The 18,204-nt window shown below is 71.4% G+C and carries 16 protein-coding genes; 8 read left to right on the top strand and 8 right to left on the bottom strand.

Annotated elements, in window-relative coordinates:
• Nucleotides 1–18: 18 nt before the first annotated feature.
• The 4 genes from AC5P1C_RS14155 to AC5P1C_RS14140 all read right to left on the bottom strand — a co-directional run bounded on the left by AC5P1C_RS14155 (nucleotide 19) and on the right by AC5P1C_RS14140 (nucleotide 4,129).
• Complete coding sequence (locus AC5P1C_RS14155; RefSeq protein WP_493866134.1) at nucleotides 19–909, bottom strand: carbohydrate ABC transporter permease; 891 nt, start codon at nucleotides 907–909, stop codon at nucleotides 19–21.
• The gene (locus AC5P1C_RS14150) at nucleotides 909–1,859 is read right to left on the bottom strand and encodes a carbohydrate ABC transporter permease (protein ID WP_493866133.1); all 951 of its coding nucleotides are present in this window, start codon (nucleotides 1,857–1,859) and stop codon (nucleotides 909–911) included. Before AC5P1C_RS14150 ends, AC5P1C_RS14155 begins: the two co-directional genes overlap by 1 nt.
• A gap of 19 nt (nucleotides 1,860–1,878) precedes the next feature.
• Entirely contained in the window at nucleotides 1,879–3,207 is a 1,329-nt protein-coding gene (locus tag AC5P1C_RS14145; RefSeq protein WP_493866132.1) for an ABC transporter substrate-binding protein, read from the bottom strand.
• A 100-nt stretch (nucleotides 3,208–3,307) separates the two neighbouring features.
• Complete coding sequence (locus tag AC5P1C_RS14140; protein ID WP_493866131.1) at nucleotides 3,308–4,129, bottom strand: endo alpha-1,4 polygalactosaminidase; 822 nt, start codon at nucleotides 4,127–4,129, stop codon at nucleotides 3,308–3,310.
• A 269-nt stretch (nucleotides 4,130–4,398) separates the two neighbouring features.
• On the opposite strand from AC5P1C_RS14140, the gene AC5P1C_RS14135 reads away from it, so the two are divergent.
• On the top strand, nucleotides 4,399–5,157 hold the full coding sequence (locus AC5P1C_RS14135) for a DeoR/GlpR family DNA-binding transcription regulator (RefSeq protein WP_493866130.1): 759 nt from the start codon (nucleotides 4,399–4,401) through the stop codon (nucleotides 5,155–5,157).
• A gap of 14 nt (nucleotides 5,158–5,171) precedes the next feature.
• On the opposite strand, the gene hemC is transcribed toward AC5P1C_RS14135, so the two are convergent.
• Nucleotides 5,172–6,107, bottom strand: a complete 936-nt coding sequence (gene hemC / locus AC5P1C_RS14130; protein ID WP_493866129.1) for a hydroxymethylbilane synthase — start codon at nucleotides 6,105–6,107, stop codon at nucleotides 5,172–5,174.
• A gap of 178 nt (nucleotides 6,108–6,285) precedes the next feature.
• Here hemC and AC5P1C_RS14125 point away from each other — a divergent pair, with 178 nt between their 5' ends.
• Entirely contained in the window at nucleotides 6,286–6,765 is a 480-nt protein-coding gene (locus AC5P1C_RS14125) for a GNAT family N-acetyltransferase (RefSeq protein WP_493866128.1), read from the top strand.
• On the opposite strand, the gene AC5P1C_RS14120 is transcribed toward AC5P1C_RS14125, so the two are convergent.
• From AC5P1C_RS14120 to AC5P1C_RS14110, 3 genes are all read right to left on the bottom strand, one after another.
• On the bottom strand, nucleotides 6,725–8,296 hold the full coding sequence (locus AC5P1C_RS14120) for an MFS transporter (RefSeq protein ID WP_493866127.1): 1,572 nt from the start codon (nucleotides 8,294–8,296) through the stop codon (nucleotides 6,725–6,727). The genes AC5P1C_RS14125 and AC5P1C_RS14120 overlap by 41 nt on opposite strands.
• A 12-nt stretch (nucleotides 8,297–8,308) precedes the next feature.
• On the bottom strand, nucleotides 8,309–9,835 hold the full coding sequence (locus tag AC5P1C_RS14115) for an MFS transporter (RefSeq protein ID WP_493866126.1): 1,527 nt from the start codon (nucleotides 9,833–9,835) through the stop codon (nucleotides 8,309–8,311).
• Nucleotides 9,836–9,963: 128 nt separating this feature from the next.
• Nucleotides 9,964–10,377, bottom strand: coding sequence for a VOC family protein (locus AC5P1C_RS14110; protein ID WP_493866125.1), 414 nt, complete (start codon nucleotides 10,375–10,377; stop codon nucleotides 9,964–9,966).
• Between the two features lie 366 nt (nucleotides 10,378–10,743).
• Here AC5P1C_RS14110 and AC5P1C_RS14105 point away from each other — a divergent pair, with 366 nt between their 5' ends.
• Genes AC5P1C_RS14105 through AC5P1C_RS14080 form a run of 6 tightly spaced genes read left to right on the top strand, consistent with a single transcriptional unit; the run spans nucleotide 10,744 to nucleotide 18,133 of the window.
• Nucleotides 10,744–12,312, top strand: coding sequence for an ABC transporter substrate-binding protein (locus AC5P1C_RS14105; protein ID WP_493866341.1), 1,569 nt, complete (start codon nucleotides 10,744–10,746; stop codon nucleotides 12,310–12,312).
• Between the two features lie 41 nt (nucleotides 12,313–12,353).
• Entirely contained in the window at nucleotides 12,354–13,307 is a 954-nt protein-coding gene (locus AC5P1C_RS14100; RefSeq protein WP_493866124.1) for an ABC transporter permease, read from the top strand.
• A 20-nt stretch (nucleotides 13,308–13,327) separates the two neighbouring features.
• Entirely contained in the window at nucleotides 13,328–14,194 is an 867-nt protein-coding gene (locus AC5P1C_RS14095; protein WP_493866340.1) for an ABC transporter permease, read from the top strand.
• Entirely contained in the window at nucleotides 14,191–15,234 is a 1,044-nt protein-coding gene (locus AC5P1C_RS14090) for an ABC transporter ATP-binding protein (protein WP_493866123.1), read from the top strand. The genes AC5P1C_RS14095 and AC5P1C_RS14090 overlap by 4 nt, the downstream gene beginning before the upstream one ends.
• The gene (locus tag AC5P1C_RS14085) at nucleotides 15,231–16,265 is read left to right on the top strand and encodes an ABC transporter ATP-binding protein (RefSeq protein ID WP_493866122.1); all 1,035 of its coding nucleotides are present in this window, start codon (nucleotides 15,231–15,233) and stop codon (nucleotides 16,263–16,265) included. Before AC5P1C_RS14090 ends, AC5P1C_RS14085 begins: the two co-directional genes overlap by 4 nt.
• Before the next feature lie 11 nt (nucleotides 16,266–16,276).
• A complete protein-coding gene (locus AC5P1C_RS14080) occupies nucleotides 16,277–18,133 on the top strand; it encodes a gamma-glutamyltransferase family protein (protein WP_493866121.1) in 1,857 nt (618 codons plus the stop codon).
• Nucleotides 18,134–18,204: the final 71 nt, after the last annotated feature.

The raw sequence follows: 18,204 nt of genomic DNA, 5'->3' as shown, positions 1-18,204 counted from the left end.
CCTTCGGAGCGGAGAAGGTCAGCCCTTCAGGCCGCTGGAGGTGACCGAGCGGATGAAGGCCTTCTGCGCGACGAGGAACGCGAGCAGGACCGGAAGCACGGTGATCACGTTGCCCGCCATCACCGCGGACCAGCGGGTGTGGTGCTGGCCCTGGAAGGTGGTCAGCCCCAACTGCAGCGTGTATTGGGTGTCGTGGTTGATCGCGATCAGCGGCCAGGTCAGGTCGTTCCACGTGGTGAGGAACGTCAGCACGGCCACCGTGGCGAGCGCGGGCCGCGCCAGCGGCAGCACGATCGCGTAGAGGACCCGCAGCCTCGAACAGCCGTCGATCCAGGCGGCCTCCTCCAGCTCCCTGGGCAGGGAGAGGAAGAACTGCCGCAGCAGGAACACCGCGAACGGTGTGACGAGGGAGGGCACGATCAGCGCGCCGAGGGTGTCGATGAGGCCCAGCTTCTTCATCACCAGAAAGGTGGGGATCATCGTCAGCTGGAAGGGCACAGCCATCGTCGCCAGCATCAGGACGAGCAGCGTGCGCGAGCCGCGGAACCGCATCCGCGCGAACGCGTAGCCGCCGAGGGCGCCGAAGACGAGGTTCGACGCGACGGCGACCGCGGAGACGATCGCCGAGTTCAGCAGCCAGCGCGGGAACATCGCGTTGCCCAGCACATAGCGGTATCCGCCCAGGTCGATCCCGGACGGCCACAGCGCCGGCGGGAACCGGTTGATCTCCGCGTTGCTCATCACCGAGCTCAGGAGCAGCCAGATCAGCGGCACCGCGAAGAGCAGCGCCAGCGGGGCGAGCAGCACGTGCCAGGCACTGAAGGGCAGTCGGAAGCGGCGGCGGCGCACAGCCGCGGGTTCGGACGCCCGGCGTGCGGTGGCCTCGGGCGCGGTGGTGGTCGCGGTCATCAGGCGGCTGCTTTCGTACGAAGGGTGCGCCCACGGCCGCGGGCCACCCGCAGCACGGCGGCCACGACGAACAGGGCGAGCGCCAGGACGTAGGCGGCGGCTGCTCCGTACCCGGCGGTGAAGTTCTTGAAGGCCTGCTCCCAGATGAAGTAGACGATCACCGTGGTCGAGCCGAGGGGACCGCCCTTGGTGGTCACGTAGACCAGGTCGAAGACCTGAAGGGACTGGATGGTCTGCCACAGCAGCAGGAACACGCTGACCGGGGAGAGCGCGGGCAGCGTCACGTGCCGCAGCAGATGCCACCGCCCCGCGCCGTCCAGGCGGGCCGCCTCGATCAGCGACTGGTCGACGTCCTGCAGCGCGGCCAGATAGATGACCGTGCACAGCCCGGTGCCGCTCCACAGGGTGATGGCGACCAGCACGAACAGTGCCTGCGAGGAGTCGGTGAGGAATCCCTGCGGGGAGATGCCCAGGTGGTGAAGGACGGAATTGGCCGCCCCGAAATCGGGGTCGAGGATGAACGAGAACAGCACGCCCTGGGCGGTGGCCGAGATGACGAACGGCACGAAGAACAAGGTGCGGTAGAGGCCGACGAAGCGGATCCGCCGGTTCAGGGCCAGGGCGAGGGCCAGTCCGATGACGATGCTCAAGGGCACGTACAAGGCGGTGTAGAGCAGTGTGTTGCGCACGGCCTGGCTGAAGTGCGGGTCCTGGGCCAGTGCCCGGTAGTTGTCAAGACCCACCCAACGGCTCGGCGTGACGAGGTCGTTGGCCTGGAAGGACAGCAGCAGCGACCAGACGACCGGCAGGACGCTCAGGCCGAGGATGACGAGCACCGCGGGGGAGACGAACGCCCAGGCGGTGGCGGTCTCACCGCGTCGCCGTCGGCGCCGGGCACGTGGGCCGGACGTGTCCGGCGGCAGGGTCAGAGGGCGGGGGAGTGGCGGCATGGCGGTGTCCTCAACGTCCTCAACGCGGGATCAACAGGGCGGCGTTGGCCTCTTCGGCGCACGAGCGCACCGCGTCGGCGGGGCTCTTGCGGCCGAGCAGCACGGAGACGACCGCCTGCCCGAGGGACTGGGAGATGCGGGGGTAGGCGGCGTGCACGGGACGCACCCGCGCCGACGCGACCGCCTCGGTGAACACCGGAAGGCCGGGCATCCGGTGGGTGTGCTCGCGCCAGGCCGGACGGTCCTGGCTGCGGCGGCTCAGCGGAAGACTGCCTGCCTGGACGGCCCATCGGCTGTCCTGGCTCGGCTGGTTGAGCCAGCCGACGAAGGTGCGGGCCGCCTTCGTCCGGGCCTCGCCGTTGTCGAACACCGTCCAGGTGTCGGGGCCCGAGATGGTCACGGGACGGCGGCTGAAGCTGGGCAGCGGCACCACGTGGTAGTCGATCTCGGCCTGGGTGATGTCCGGGAGCTGCCAGGGGCCGGTGGGCACCATGCCCATCCGGCCTGACAGGAAGACCTGGTACATCTGCTCGCTGCCCGGCTTGGGGTCGATGTAGACGCTCTTGTCGCGCGCCAGGTCCCGTACGACCTCCAACGCGCGTACGCCTTCCCGCGCGAAGCCGATGCCGTGCCCGTCGTCGGCGATCACGTCGCCGCCCAGGTCCCACACCAGCGGCCACAGACGCCAGACGGTGTCCTCGTCGCCGACGCCGGGCCAGCCGGTGCCGAACCGCCCCCGGGAGGCATCGGTCAGGCGCCGCGCGGTGTCGGTGAACTCCTGCCAGGTCCAGCCCGCCTCGGGCAGATCGATCCCGGCCTCGGCGAAGAGCTTCTTGTTGCAGACCACGGCGAGACAGTCGAGGACCGCGGGCGCGGCCCGGACCCGGCCGTTGACGGTGACGGCCTGCCGGGCCGGGGCCAGGAAGTTGCGCCACGGCGTCGGCCCCTCGCGCACGTGCCCGGTCAGGTCGACCACCTCGGGGCTGCGCGCGACGCTGGCCAGGTCGGAGCCGAAGACATAGGCGATGTCGGGGTAGGAGCCCGCGGCGAGCGCGGCGGTGACCTTCTGCAGCATTGCGTCGGCGAGCACACCGCCGCCCAGGTCGACCCGGATGTCCGGATGGGCGCGCTCGAAGCCGGCGACCAGGCTCTTGATGACCTTCGCCGCGGTGTCCGTCTGGCCGTGCCACAGCTGGATCGTCACCCGCCCGTCGGGGCCGACCCCGTCGGCGGGCCCCGTGCCGCAGCCGGCCAGCACGCCCCCGCCCGCCGCCATCGCCGCCGCGCCGCCCGCGCGCAGCACACCGCGCCGCGACGGACGTCCCGGCGCTCGGGGTCCTGCGGTCATCACTGCCTCCAGGGGGATCGGGTGCGCCCGCGGCGCGAAGAGCCGTGGCACGGACGTCCATGGCGGGGAGGTGGAGAGGGAAGCCCGGAAGGGCCGCGGGTCAGCAGGTCTGACGGACGTATCCGCCGCTGCCCGCGGGGGACACCTCGACGTCGCGGCGCACGACGCTCAGCCGCTCGCCCCAGCCCGCGCACGCCTCGCGCAGGCCGTCGGCCGTGTACTCGATGACGAGTACGTCGTCGCCGTATGCGGCGGTGTAGTCCCCGCACTCGTCGTACGCGCCGCACTCCTCGGCCACGGCGAAGTCGAGCCCGGTCCGCTCGCGCTCACCGGACAGCTGGGGGGTGTTCTTCTGCGCGGCGGCCAAGCCCTGTTGGTGGGCGCGTGCGGAGAGCAGCTCGACGTAGGACATGGCCTGATCGGCGGTCAGCAGCTCCGGGAAGCGGGTGAAGGTGTCGTAGTTGTCCGGCTCGACGGCCTGGAAGCCCTTGTCGGCGCAGCCGTCGATCCAACCGCCGACCTTGGCGGCGATCCGCTCGCGCTTGTCGGCGGTGCGGATGTCCAGGACGGCCTCGCCCCAGTCGCCGTCGTAGACGACGTCGCCGTCCGTGTCCCGCAGCAGCAGGTCGGGGTCCCAGTCTCCTTCCGCGCCGGGCTGGGCCTGGAAGGCGTTGAGGTAGCAGATGTTGTACAGGCCGGGTGCGGGTGATGCGCCCCGGTCGCGGCTGACGACCTCGACCCCGGCGGGCGGCGTGTACGCGCCGCCTATCTGGTAGTCGAAACCGGCGTGAGACGGAGGTGGTTCGGCGGCGGTCGGTCCGGCGGACGCCGGCGACGGAGCGGCGAACAGACAGGTGACCGCGGTGGCCGTGAGGGCCGCGGACGCGGCGATACCCCTGCGCAGAACACGTTTGAGGCTCATCTCAGAGCTCCAGATGTCCGAGGGCACGTCCCCGCCTCGGACACGTGAAGGGTCCTGGCGACTCAGTCCGGGCTCATGGCCGAGGCCAACTACCGGCTGGGCGTACCTCTGCGCCGAGTGCTCGGCATCGGCGTGCCAGGGAGTTAAGCGAGCAGTTTCAGGCATGTCAAGAGAAAGGGACTGATGAGCATGTGGCGTACTCGCGCACAAACGCGCAGTGATTCTGCGAGACCCTGCTCGTATCGGTCGCCGCGGACTATGCTCACCCAGTGCTGAGAAGCGACCGCCAGGCGCGGATACTTGAGCATGTCGCGGCCCAAGGCAGCGCGGACGTCCCGCAGTTGGCCCGGATGCTGGGCGTCTCGCAGGCCACCGTGCGCCGTGACCTGCGGCAGTTGAGCGACCAGCGGCTGCTCGAGCGCACGCACGGCGGCGCGGTCCTCGGCAGCCTGAGCATAGAGGTGCCGCTCCAGCATCGGATCGACCAGCGTTCCCCGCAGAAGCAGGCCATCGCGCGGGCCGCGGCGCGCCTGGTGCCCGCCGGTGCCGTGGTCGGTCTCACCGGCGGCAGCACCACCACGGAAGTGGCCCGGCTGCTGGCCGAACGGGGCCCCGTCACGATCGTCACCAACGCCGTGAACATCGCTGCAGCCCTCGTGCTGCGCCCGACCGTCACCCTGATCGTGGTCGGCGGTACGGCCCGTAGCGAGAGCTACGAACTGGTCGGCCCCATCGCGGAGAAGACCCTCGCCGACCACCACACGGACATCGCGTTCCTCGGCGTGGACGGCATCAGCGCCGCCCGCGGGTGCACCACGCACGACCAGTTGGAGGCGGCCACCGACCGCGCCTTCGCCGGCCACAGTGGCCGCACCGTCGTGGTCGCCGACCACACCAAGATCGGCAGGGCGACGTTCGCCAGGATCTGCCCGACGGCGGGAGTGCACACCCTGGTCACTGACAGCGGCGCGTCCGCGAGCGAGCTCGATGCCATCGCCGCCGTCGGGGTGCAGGTCACCGTCGTATGAGCGCTGTCCTGCTGTCAGTGCGCGATGGAGTCGATCAGCTCGCGGGCGCCCTGGCGCAGCAGCGTCACCGCCACGGAGGTGCCGAGCGTCGCCGGGTCGAGCGGGCCGGCCCACTCGTGGGCGTTGAGGACCGTCTTGCCGTCCGGCGTGAAGACACGGGCGCGCAGCGAGAGCTCGCCGCCCCGCTCGCAGCGCGCGTACCCGGCGATGGGGGAGTTGCAGTGCCCCTGCAGGACGTGCAGGAACATGCGCTCGGCGGTGGCCTCCCGCCAGGTGTCGGGGTCGCCTAGGCCGGAGACCGCCTCGATGGTCTCGGTGTCGTCCTCGCGGCACTGCAGCGCCAGGATCCCGGCGCCGATCGGCGGGCACATCGTCTCCACCGACAGGACCTCGGTGACCACGTCCATCCGGTCGATGCGCTCCAGACCCGACACCGCGAGCAGCAGCGCGTCCGCGTCGCCCGCGGCCAGTTTCTCCATCCGGCGCCCGGCGTTCCCGCGCATCGGGACGCACTCCAACTCCGGGTGAGAAGCGGCGAGTTGGGCGATGCGGCGCACGGACGACGTGCCGATGCGGGTGCCCGCGGGCAGCTCGTCCAGGGTGAGCCCGCCGGGGTGGATGAGGGCGTCGCGGATGTCGTCCCGCTTGAGGAACGCGGCGAAGGTGGTGCCCGCGGGAAGCGGCCGGTCCGCCGGTACGTCCTTGACGCAGTGCACCGCGAGGTCCGCCTCACCGGCGAGCAGCGCCGCGTCGACCTCCTTGGTGAACGCGCCCTTGCCGCCGAGCTTCGCGAGGTCCCCCATCCAGCGGTCGCCGGAGGTCGTGACCGGCACGACCTCGGTGCGGATCCCGGGGTGCAGCGCGGCGAGTTCGGTGCGTACGCGCTCCACCTGGGCCAGCGCCATGGGGGAGGAACGGGAGACGATGCGGATCAGCTCAGGAGCGGACATGTGCACCACGATAGGCGCTCGCAACGGAAGCCCGTTAAAGGGCTCCTCGCTTCCGCCTCGGGCCCGGCGGCGTCCGGTCCTGGCGTGCGCCGCGCCCCGAGCCCTCATAGCGTGAGGAACGGTCGGCCACCGTGCCCGCCCCCGTGCAGGTCCCGGCGCCAGTCCCCTGGGAGGTCACATGTCCGCCGCCGCCGCTCACCAGCGGTCCCCGATCGTTCTCGAACGGATGGCTCCCACCCATCTGGCCGACGTCCTCGCCCTGGGGCGCGAGCTGTACGACACCTCGGTGAAGCCGTACACGTCCTGGTCCCTTTCGGCGATCGCCGGGCACATGGACGCCGACGCCTCCTCCTGCTGGGTGGCGCTCGACGGTGACGCTCTCGCGGGGTTCGTCCTCGGCTCGATGGGATTCGACCAGCGTGCGGACTGGGGGAACCTGGAGTGGATCGCCAGCGCCCCCGCCCATCAGGGCATGGGCGTCGCCAGCCATTTGGTGCAGGCCTGCTGCGCGACGCTGACCGCCGCCGGTGCCACCGCCGTCGTGACCGACGTCGAGTCGCGCAACACCGCGTCCGCCGCGCTGATGCGGCGCAACGGCTTCGAGGAGAGCGTGTCGGTCACTCTCTTCGTGCGCGCCGCCCCCGATGTGATGGCCTGACGGGCGTGCGCTGTCCCGCGCAGCCCTTGCCCGGCTCCAACGGCGGTGCGGTGACGCCCAGATGGGACGTGCAGCGCGGCGTGTTCCCCGGGTCCTCGTGCCAGGAGTCGGGGCGCGGACGGATGAAGACCGCCGCCGCTGCCGCCGCGAGGACGAAGAGGCCCGCGCAGCCCACGGCCGCCTTGCCGAACGCCGTGTTCAGCGCGTCCGGATCCGCGTACGCCGTCCCGGACAATCCCACCGCCAGCGGCAGCGCGGCGACGACGAGCAGCTGCGCGACCCGCGCCGCGGTGTTGTTGACGCCACTGGCCAGCCCCGCGCGCCCGGCGTCGACCGAGGCGAGGACTGTCGCCGTCAGGGGGGCCACGAACACGCTCATCCCCAGGCCGAGGACCACGACGGCGGGCAGGACCTCCGTGACGTACGCGGCGCCGGGCTCGATCCGCAGCATCAGGAGCGCACCGGCGCCCGCGATCAACGGGCCCGCGACCAGCGGCAACGTGGGGCCGACCCGCCGCGACAGATCCCCTGCCGCGGCCGAGAGCAGCAGCATCAGGACCGTGATCGGGAGCGTCGCCGTGCCCGCCTGCAGGGCGTCGTAGCCGAGGGTCGTCTGCAGTTGTACCGGCAGCATGAACAAGAGCCCGCCGATGGCCGCGTACAGGCACAGCGTCATGAGGTTCGCCGCGCTGAACAGGCGGGAGCGGAAGAGGGAGAGCGGCAGCATCGGGTTGCGGCGCCGGCGCTCGACCACGAGGAAGGCGGCACCCGCCGCGAGCGCGCCCAGCGCGGGCAGGAGGGCCGCGGTCCTCGACGTGTCACCCGCGGCGCCGATCAGCGAGAAGCTGAGGGCCGCGAGGAACAGTGCCGCCAGGCACGCCCCCGTCATGTCGAACGGCTTGTCCGCGGCGCCTTCGTCCCTGCTCTCCGGCACATGACGGACCGCGAAGAGCACGAGCGCGGCCAGCGGCACGTTGATCAGGAAGATCCACTGCCAGCCGGGTCCGTCGATCAGCCAGCCGCCCAGGAACGGTCCGATCGCGCCCGCGACCCCGCCGAGCCCCGACCACGCGCCCACGGCACGTGCCTGGTCCTGCGGCCGGAACGACGTCCGCACCAGGGCCAGCGAGCCCGGTGTCAGGAGTGCGCCGCCGATACCCTGCAACGCCCGCGCGGCGATGAGCGTGCCCGCGTCCTGCGCGAGCCCGCACAGGGCGGAGGCGACGGCGAACCAGACGACGCCGATGACCAGGGTGCGGCGCCGCCCGATGCGGTCGCCGAGGGCTCCGCCCAGGAGCAGCAGGGCGGAGAGCGTGAGCATGTAGGCATTGACGACCCACTGGAGGGACGCGATCGACGTGTCCAGGTCGCGGCCGAGGGTGGGCAGGGCGACGTTCACCACGGTGCCGTCCAGCATCGCCATGCCGGACGCGAGTACGGCGCAGGCGAGCACCCAGCGGCCCCGGGCCGAGGCCAGCGCGACGCCGCCGTCGGCGCTCTCCGTCGACGAAGCCTCGGATGTGGATGCCATCGTCCCTCCGCCCTACAGGTGCACCGCGCCGCCGCCCGCCTCGGAGTGGACCGGAGCTCCCCTGCGGTACAGCACGACGGTAACGAGCAGGCCGAGCGCGAAGAAGACCGCCGACCACGTGTACGCGGTCGAGTAGCTCTCCATCGCCGACTGGGCCCGCACCTCGGGTGTCGGCTGCCTGCCCACGAGGTAGTTGGCCGCGGCGCTGGTCGCCAGGGAGTTGAGCAGGGCCGTGCCGATCGAGCCGCCCACCTGCTGGCTGGTGTTGACCATCGCCGAGGCCACCCCCGCGTCATGTGCGGCGACGCCCGCGGTCGCCATGCTCATCGCCGGGGCGAAGACCAGGCCGAGACCGAGACCGGCGACGAGCAGCGGCGGCAGCACGTGCGCCGCGTAACCGCTGTGCACGTCGAGGGCGGTGAGCCAGGCCATCGAGGCCGCCGCGAGACCCATGCCGAGGGGCACGATCGGCTTCGCGCCGAACCTCGGCACGAGCGAGTTCGTGGTGACGACCGAGATCACCACCATCACGGCGACCATCGGCAGGAAGGCGAGGCCCGTCTTGACCGGTGTGTAGCCGAGGATCTGCTGGAGGTAGTACGTCAGGAACAGGAAGACGCCGAACATGCCGGCGCCGGAGATGAACATCGCGAGGAACGACGCCCCGCGGTCCCGGTCGAGCACCACCCGCAGCGGAAGCAGCGGATGCTCGGCGCGCGTCTGCCACCAGGCGAAGGCGGCCACCAGGACGGCGCCGACCACCAGGAACCCCCAGGTGTCGACGTCGCTCCAGGCGTGCGTCTCGGCGTTCGAGAAGCCGTAGACGATGCAGAACAGGCCCGCGGAGACCAGCAGGGTGCCCGGGACGTCCAGCTTCGGCCGGTCCGCGGGCCTGCCTCCGTGCAGCAGCCGGGCGCCGCCCAGCATGGCGAGCGCGGCGAAGATCAGGTTCACGTACAGGCACCAGCGCCAGTCCAGGTACTCGGTCAGTACGCCGCCCAGGAGCAGGCCGACGGCGCCGCCCGCGCCCGCGATGGCGCCGTAGATGCCGAACGCCTTCGCGCGCTCCTTGGGGTCCGTGAACGTCGTGGTGAGCAGGGACAGCGCGGCGGGGGCGAGGAGGGCGCCGAAGACGCCCTGCAGGGCGCGGGCCACCACCAGCATGGTGAAGCTGGTCGCCGCGCCGCCGAGGGCCGAGGCGAGCGCGAAGCCGCCGAGACCGGCGAGGAAGACCAGCTTGCGGCCCACCAGGTCGGCGATCCGTCCGCCGAGGAGCAGCAGGCTGCCGAAGGCGAGCGCGTACGCGGTGACGATCCACTGGCGGTTGCCGTCGCTGAATCCCAGATCCTGCTGGGCCGAGGGCAGCGCGATGTTCACGATCGTCGCGTCGAGGACGACCATGAGCTGGGCGATGCCGACGACGCCGAGAATCAGCCAGCGGTGCTCGTGCGCCCCACCGCTCGGATGCGGGGGAGCGGAGGCCGAGGATCCTGCGGTCTGCAGCGGGTCGAAGGGATCGGGCGCGGGTGAGCGGTCCATCGCTGGCCTCCAGACGCCCCCCGGCGAGACATCCCCGTCACACCGTAGGCGCGCTGGTCAGAGCCCGCGACCGGGGCCCGGCGGGGCCGCGCCCCGGTGGCGGAACCGCTCGGGGCGTGGGTGGACGATCAGCTCTGCGGCTGGCTGATGTTGACCATCCACGGGACGCCGAAGCGGTCCGTACACATGCCGAACACATCGCCCCACATCTGCTTCTCCAGCGGCACGGACACCGAGCTGCCGGCGGACAGCTGCTCCCAGTAGCCGCGCAGCTCGGCCTCGTCGTCTCCGCTGAGGCTCACCGAGAAGTTGCTGCCCGGGGTGAAGTCCATGCCCGGCGGGGTGTCGGCGCCCATGAGGGTGAAGCCGTTCGGCGCCTCCAGCATGCCGTGCATGATCTTGTCGGCATCCGGGGTGCCCTGATGGCCGACTTCGCCGAAGGTGTGGAGCGCCAGTTCGCCGCCGAAGACCTCCTTGTAGAACTCCATCGCCTGGCGGGCGTCGCCACCGAAGCTCAGATACGGGTTGAGACGCGAGACCATGAAAACCTCCCAGAACGGGGTGAACGGTCAGTTGCGCGGAGACTAGCGCGGCCCACTGACAACGGCCCGTCGAGTGGCTCTGGGGTGCGTCGTCCCTTGATGGACGGAAAGCCCGCCTGATGGACGGAAAGCCCGCCTGATGGACGGAAAGTCCGCCGCATGTCGTCCCCGGTCATTTGTCGCGCCCGGTTATTCAATCTTCATCAAATCTGGTCCGGCATCCGGACGGGCCTCTTGTGTGCGGACTGTATGCGAAATACGTTCTGCCGTATTCCTTGATCGTCCACGATCAGCCCGGAACCACCCTGGCGGAGGTACCTACTCGTGCGCCGAAAAGCGGTTGCCCTGGCGGCAGTTGCCCTGGTGATGTCCACAACGGCGGGCTGCGGCTCCTTGCAGTCCTCGGCCACCGAGGTCGGCGGGGAGCGCATGACCGACGACCGTCCCGTGCGCGACGGCGGCACCCTCACTGTCGCCCTCAACGCCGACCCGGACAAGCTCGATCCGACCCTCGCGCAGACCCTCGTGGGCCGCACCGTCTTCGCCGGGATGTGCGAGAAGCTCTACGACATCGACGAGCACGGGACCGTGATCCCGCAGCTCGCCAGGGCCCTGCCCAAGACGTCGAAGGACGGCCGCACCGTCACCTTCGGCCTGCGCAAGGGCCTGAAGTTCAGCGACGGCACCAAGCTCGACGCGGACGCCGCCGTCACCTCGCTGCACCGCCACCGCGACCTCGCGGGATCGGCCCGCGCCACCGAACTCGCCCCGCTCACCAAGGCGGAGGCGACCGGACCGTACACGGTAAAACTCACGCTCAAGCAGGCCTACGTCCCGCTCACCGCCGTCCTCGCGGATCGCTCCGGCATGGTGATGTCGCCCACCGCGCTCAAGAAGTACGGCAAGAACTTCACCAACCACCCCTCCTGCGTGGGCCCGTTCAAGTACGTGGAGCGCGTCGGCGGGGACCGTATCGTGCTCGCCAAGGACCCCCACTACTACGCGGCCGACCAGGTCCACCTCGACAAGGTGATCTACAAGCCGATACCCGACGGCAACGTCCGCCTGGCCAACCTGCGCTCCGGCGACATCCAGGTCGGCGACCAGATGACGCCCGTCGACGTCCGCAGCGCGCTGACCGAGCCCGACCTCCAGCTCTTCAACTCGCCCTCGCTCGGCTACCAGGGCATCGGCTTCAACGTCGGCAACGTCAAGGGCCTCGGACAGAAGCCGGGGCGCGTCGACACACCTCTCGCCCGCGAGCCGAAGGTCCGCGAGGCCTTCGAGCTCGCCATCGACCGCGACCTGATCAACAAGGTGGTCTTCCAGGGCATGTTCGAGCCCGCCTGCGGCCCCGTCTCACCCGAGTCGGCCATCGCCCCCGGCGTCAAGGCATCGGAGTGCCCCAGGCGAGACGTCGCCAAGGCCAAGCGGCTCCTGAGGGAGGCCGGGGTGAAGACCCCGGTGCGCATCGAGCTGAAGGTGTCCACGACGCCCGAGTCCAGCCGCATCGGGCAGGTCGTCCAGGCCATGACCAAGGAAGCGGGGTTCGCGGTCACACTGCGCCCCACCGAGTACGCCACGATGCTCGAAGAGACCGACTCCGGGAACTACGACGCCTTCACCAGCGGCTGGTCGGGGCGGCTCGACCCGGACGGCAACATCGCCAGCTTCTTGCAGACGCGCGGCGCGATGAACGCCTACGGGCTCTCGGACCCGGCCATCGACCGGCTCGTGGAGCGCGGACGCACCGAGGCCGACCAGGACGAACGCGCCGAGATATACGAGGAGTTGACCCGGATCGCCCAGGAGCGGCGCGGGCTCATCTACCTCTACCGGCAGAAGAACTACATCGTCGCCCGCAAGGACGTCGCGGGCGTCCGCGTCTTCGGGGACGGCCTGGTCCGCCTCACGACTGCGGGGTACGCCCGATGAGCCTGAGCCCACTCCGCCCGCAGACTGCTCGCCTCAGCCCCATGACGTCCTACCTGCTCACCCGCGTCCGGCAGTCCCTCATCACGCTCGTCCTGGTCAGCATGGTCGTCTTCGCCGGGATCCGCGCACTGCCCGGCGACCCCGCGCTCGCGCTCGCCGGCGAGGAGCGCAGCCCCGAGGCGCTCGCCGCGATCCGCGACAGCTACGGCCTCAATGACAACATCGTCGTCCAGTACGGGCGGTTCATCGGGCACGCGATCACCGGTGACCTCGGTACCTCCTCGCGTACCGGCCTTCCCGTGGCCGACGCGATCACGGCAGCCCTGCCCATCACCCTCGAACTGGCAGCCCTCTCCCTGTTGTTGGCGATCACGGTCGGCATCGGGGCGGGCATCGTCGCCGCCGTGCGGCGCGGCAAGCCGGAGGAGTGGCTGGCCAACGCCCTTGCCCTGCTCGGGCTCTCGGTCCCCACCTTCTGGCTCGGCATCGTCCTGGTCCTCGGGTTCGCCATCGCCCTGCCGGTCTTCTCGGCCTCGGGATACGTGCCGTTCGGCACCGACCCGCTGGACAACCTGCGCCGCATGGTGCTGCCCGCGATCGTCCTCGGCTCGGGTCTCGCGGCGGTGGTGATGCGCCAGACGCGGGCGGCGATGCTCGACTCGCTCTCCGCCGACTACGTACGCACCGCGCGGGCCAAGGGCCTGTCCCGGCGCGAGGTCATCGGCGGGCACGCGCTGCGCAACTCCCTGGTCACCGTCGTGACCGTGCTCGGCCTCCAGCTCGGCCACCTCATCTCCGGCGCGGTGGTCACCGAGCAGATCTTCGTCCTGCCCGGCTTCGGCAAGCTCACCATCGACGCCGTCTTCACCCGCGACTACGCGACCCTGCAAGGCGTGGTGCTGTGCACCTCCGCCGCGTACATCCTCATCAACCTGCTGGTCGACGTGGCGTATTCGGTCATCGACCCGCGCATCCGGCTCGGAGGTGCCCGGTGACGACAGCAGTGCTCACCACGCTGGGGCGGATACGTTCCGCGAGCGCGGGCGGCGGCAGCGGCAAGCTGCGCGCCCTGCGCAAGAACCGGCTCGCCATGACCGGCGGCGTCATCGCCGCCCTGTTCGTCCTCGTGGCGCTGCTCGCGCCCCTGGTCGCGCCCTACGATCCCGCGCGCCCCGACTTCGCCAATGCCCTTGCCGCACCCGGCTGGTCGCACTGGCTCGGCACCGACGACCTCGGCCGCGACCAACTGTCCCGGGTCGTGTACGGGGCGCGGGCGTCCATGCAGGTCGGCGTCTTGGCGGTGGCGCTCGCGTTCGTCGTCGGCGTCCCGCTCGGCCTGCTCGCGGGCTACTACGGCAAGTTCACCGACAGCATCGTCTCCCGGCTCACCGACACCATGCTGGCCTTCCCCTTCCTGGTGCTCGCCGTCGGGCTCGCCGCGGTGCTCGGCCCCTCGCTCACCAACGCGACCATCGCGATCGGCATCTCGCAGATCCCGGCCGTCATCCGCATCACCCGCGCGGAGACACTGCGGCTGCGGCACGTCGACTACGTGGCCGCCGCCGTCGCCAACGGAGGCGGCGACGCCACCGTGCTCTTCCGGCACATCCTGCCCAACGCCACCTCCGCGCTGACCGTCCAGGCGACCGTCGGCATCCCCGCCGCGATCATCGGCGAGGCACTGCTCAGCTTCCTGGGCCTCGGCGTGCAGCCACCGGACGCGTCGCTCGGCGTGATGCTCTCCGGCGCCCAGTCCTTCCTCGCGCCCGCGCCGTGGATGGCGGTCTTCCCCGGACTCGCCGTCGTCGCGGCCACCCTCGCGTTCAATCTGCTCGGCGACGGCCTGCGGGACGTCCTCGACCCCCGAGGAGCCACCCGATGACCGATCCAGTGACGACGACCGAGCCCGTCCTGAGCGTGCGCGACCTGTCGGTGTCCTTCCGCTCCGACACCCGCACCGTGCACGCCGTCGACCATCTCTCGTACGACGTCGCACCGGGCGAAGTGCTCGCGGTGGTCGGCGAGTCGGGGTGCGGCAAGTCCGTCACGGCGATGGCCGTGATGGGGCTCCTGCCGCCCACCGCGCACATCGACGGGTCGATCAGGCTCGGCGGTGCCGAGATCGCCGGAGCGAGCGAGAAGGAGCTCGGGCGGGTCCGCGGCAAGGACATCGCGATGATCTTCCAGGAGCCGATGACCTCGCTGAACCCGGTCCTGACCATCGGCCGGCAGATAGGCGAGGTGCTCCGGCGCCACCAGAGCCTGTCGAAGAAGCAGGCACGTGCGCGTGCCGTCGAACTCCTCGACCTGGTGGGCATCCCGGCCCCGGCCCAGCGCATCGACGAATACCCCCACCAGCTCAGCGGCGGCATGCGCCAGCGCGTCATGATCGCCATCGCGGTCGCCTGCGACCCGTCCGTCCTGATCGCCGACGAGCCGACCACCGCGCTCGACGTCACCGTCCAGGCGGGCATCCTCGAAGTCCTGCAGTCCCTGCGCGAACGGCTCGGCACCGCGATCGTCCTGATCACCCACGACCTGGGCGTGGTGGCCGACACCGCCGACCGCGTCCTGGTCATGTACGCGGGCCGCCCCGTCGAACAGGCCCCGGTCGACGAGCTGTTCGCCGAGCCCCGCCACCCGTACACCCGCGGTCTGCTTGGCGCGGTCCTGCGTCCGGGCGGCGAGGGCAAGCGGCGCCTGCCCGAGATCCCCGGCCTGGTGCCCAGCCTCGACGCACAGCCGGACGCCTGCACCTTCGCCCCGCGCTGCGCCCACGCCGACGACCAGTGCACGACACGCAGGCCCGGCTTCAAGGCGGTCTCCCTGAACGCCGGAGCCGATGCCGCGCACCGGGCGGCCTGCTGGCACCCGCAGGACGCCGCCGTGCTCACGCCCACCACCCAGGAGGCCGGACAGTGATCCCCACCCCCGTTCTTGAACTGCGCGGCCTTCAGCGGCACTTCGCGGCCCCCGGTGGCGTCGTGCGCGCCGCTGACGGAGTCACGCTCACGGTGGGCAAGGGCGAAGTCGTGGGCCTGGTGGGGGAATCGGGGAGCGGCAAGTCGACCGTCGGACGCTGTGCCGTACGGCTCGACGACCCGACAGGCGGCACCGTCCACATCAACGGCACGGACGTGACCCGCCTTTCACGCCGAGCCCTGCGGCCCCTCCGCAAAGACTTCCACCTCGTCTTCCAGGACCCCTCATCCTCGCTCGACCCGCGCATGACCGTCGGGCAGATCATCGCCGAACCCCTGCGCCTGCACGGCATCGCGAAAGGGGACGCGGCACGCGCGCGCGTGGCGGAACTCCTCGCCCAGGTCGGCCTGCGCCCCGAGCACGCCGACCGGCATCCGCACGAACTCTCCGGCGGGCAGCGCCAGCGCATCTCCATCGCCCGCTCGCTCTCCGTCGACCCGGACCTTCTGGTGGCCGACGAACCCACATCGGCCCTCGACGTCTCCGTCCAGGCCTCGGTCCTCAACCTCCTCGCCGACCTGCAGCGCGACCGCGGCTTCGGGTGCCTGTTCATCACGCACGACCTGGCCGCCGTGGAGTTCCTCGCCGACCGCATCGCGGTCATGTACCTCGGGCAGATCGTCGAACAGGCGCCGACCGTCGAGCTGTTCGCCGACCCCAAACACCCTTACACGCAGGCCCTGCTGTCCGCCGCGCCGGTCCCCGACCCGGCCCTGCAGCGCACCCGGGAGCGCATCGTCCTCAGCGGCGAACTGCCGAGCCCGCTGGCCCCGCCGCCCGGGTGCCGCTTCCACACGCGCTGCCCACTGGCCGTCGACCGCTGCCGCGTCGAGGTGCCCGAGCTGCGCGTCCTGCCCGGAGATGGCCGGCGCGAGGTCTCCTGCCACCTCGTCGCGGACGACGGCACGGCGCCGGACGCGGCCGCCGCCCCGACCCTCCGTACGATCCCCAGTACCCGCACCGCACGCTAGGAGCAGCTCTCTTGTTCACCACTAGGCCGACCCTCCAAGGCACCTTCGGCATGGTGTCCTCCACCCACTGGCTCGCCTCGCAGTCCGCGATGGCCGTCCTGGAGGACGGCGGCAACGCCTACGACGCGGCCGTCGCCGCCGGTTTCGTCCTGCACGTCGTCGAGCCGCACCTCAACGGCCCGGCGGGCGAGGTGCCGATCATCCTGGCGCCCGCCGAGGGAGAGGTGCGGGTCCTGTGCGGGCAGGGCGTCGCCCCCGCCGGAGCGACCGTGGAGCACTACCGCTCGCTCGGGCTCGAACTGGTGCCGGGCACCGGTCCGCTCGCGGCGGCCGTGCCGGGCGCGTTCGACGCGTGGATGCTGCTCCTGCGCGACCACGGCACCAAGTCCCTCAAGGATGTCCTCAAGTACGCCATCGGGTACGCCGAGGACGGGCACGCCCCCGTGGAGCGCGTCGGCGAGACCGTCGAGACGGTGCGCGAACTCTTCGAGACCGAATGGCCGTCGTCCGCCGAGGTCTACCTGCCCGGCGGCAACGCCCCGCGCCCCGGCGAACTCCTGCGCAACCCGGCCCTCGCCGCCACCTGGCGCCGCGTGATCGAGGAGGCGGGCGACGGCTCGCGCGTCGAGCAGATCGAGGCCGCGCGGAAGATCTGGAGCGAGGGGTTCATCGCCGAGGCCCTGATACGCCAGGCGGCGCGCCCCACGATGGACACCAGCGGATCGAGGCACACCGGAACGCTGACGGCAGCCGACCTCGCCGGATGGGAAGCGACCTACGAGGCTCCCGCGACGTACGACTGGAACGGCTGGACGCTGTGCAAGGCGGGCGGCTGGAGCCAGGGCCCTACCTTCCTGCAGCAGCTGTCCCTGCTGCCCTCCGCGCGCGCGGACCTGCCCGCGTACGGCTCGGCCGACTACGTCCACCTGCTGATCGAGGGCTGCAAGCTCGCCATGGCCGACCGCGAGGCCTGGTACGGCGACGCGGACGGCCCCGGCACGGTCCCGGTCGCCGATCTGCTGTCCCCCGCCTACAACGACGAGCGGCGCACGCTCATCGGCGAGAAGGCTTCGCACGATCTGCGCCCCGGAAGCCCCGGCGGGCGCACCCCGAAGATCTCCGCCCACGCGCGCGCCGTGGCCGACGGAGAGCCCGGCTTCGACGCGCTCGGTCTGCCCGGAGCGGGCGCGGGCGAGCCGACCGTGGCCAAGAGCGGCACCTCGCCCGTGCCCGGCGAACCGGCCGTATCGGCGGACGGCGCCACCCGCGGCGACACCTGCCACCTGGACATCGTCGACCGCTGGGGCAACATGGTCGCGGCCACGCCCAGCGGCGGCTGGCTGCAGTCCAACCCGGTCGTCCCCGAACTGGGCTTCCCGCTCGGCACCCGCCTCCAGATGGCCTGGCTCGAAGAGGACCTGCCCAACTCCTTGACGCCGGGCCGCCGCCCGCGCACCACGCTCACCCCGTCCCTCGCGCTCAAGGACGGCGTACCGGTGGTGGCCTTCGGTACCCCCGGCGGTGACCAGCAGGACCAGTGGCAGGTGCACTTCTTCCTGGCGGTCGCGCTGCGCGACTCCGTACGCGGCGGCCTCGACCTCCAGGGCGCCATCGACGCACCCAACTGGCACAACGACAGCTTCCCCGGCTCCTTCTACCCGCGCGGCATGCGTCCGGGGAGCGTCACGGTCGAGTCCCGCATGGACGAGGCGGTCGTCGATGAGCTGCGGCGGCGCGGGCACGACGTGACGGTCGGCGAGCCCTGGTCGGAGGGGCGGCTGTGCGCGGTGGCGCGCGATCCGCGCACCGGGGTGCTCTCGGCGGCGGCCAACCCGCGTGGGATGCAGGGGTACGCCGTGGGGCGGTAGAAGACCCGGAGAGCGCCCCGAAAATGGGGGCGCGGAGAACTGCGCGAGGACGGACCAGGGCCCGCGGTCGG

This window comes from Streptomyces sp. A18, from assembly GCF_059026065.1.
This window is presented reverse-complemented; position numbering and strand designations above follow the sequence as displayed.

Bases quoted from the DNA above. Each gene is read 5' to 3' on its own strand.
- AC5P1C_RS14145 (WP_493866132.1), bottom strand. From the start codon at position 3,207: ATGACCGCAGGACCCCGAGCGCCGGGACGTCCGTCGCGGCGCGGTGTG.
- hemC (WP_493866129.1), bottom strand. From the start codon at position 6,107: ATGTCCGCTCCTGAGCTGATCCGCATCGTCTCCCGTTCCTCCCCCATG.
- AC5P1C_RS14150 (WP_493866133.1), bottom strand. From the start codon at position 1,859: ATGCCGCCACTCCCCCGCCCTCTGACCCTGCCGCCGGACACGTCCGGC.
- AC5P1C_RS14120 (WP_493866127.1), bottom strand. From the start codon at position 8,296: ATGGCATCCACATCCGAGGCTTCGTCGACGGAGAGCGCCGACGGCGGC.
- AC5P1C_RS14105 (WP_493866341.1), top strand. From the start codon at position 10,744: ATGTCCACAACGGCGGGCTGCGGCTCCTTGCAGTCCTCGGCCACCGAG.
- AC5P1C_RS14125 (WP_493866128.1), top strand. From the start codon at position 6,286: ATGTCCGCCGCCGCCGCTCACCAGCGGTCCCCGATCGTTCTCGAACGG.
- AC5P1C_RS14100 (WP_493866124.1), top strand. From the start codon at position 12,354: ATGACGTCCTACCTGCTCACCCGCGTCCGGCAGTCCCTCATCACGCTC.
- AC5P1C_RS14115 (WP_493866126.1), bottom strand. From the start codon at position 9,835: ATGGACCGCTCACCCGCGCCCGATCCCTTCGACCCGCTGCAGACCGCA.
- AC5P1C_RS14110 (WP_493866125.1), bottom strand. From the start codon at position 10,377: ATGGTCTCGCGTCTCAACCCGTATCTGAGCTTCGGTGGCGACGCCCGC.
- AC5P1C_RS14090 (WP_493866123.1), top strand. From the start codon at position 14,191: ATGACCGATCCAGTGACGACGACCGAGCCCGTCCTGAGCGTGCGCGAC.
- AC5P1C_RS14140 (WP_493866131.1), bottom strand. From the start codon at position 4,129: ATGAGCCTCAAACGTGTTCTGCGCAGGGGTATCGCCGCGTCCGCGGCC.
- AC5P1C_RS14155 (WP_493866134.1), bottom strand. From the start codon at position 909: ATGACCGCGACCACCACCGCGCCCGAGGCCACCGCACGCCGGGCGTCC.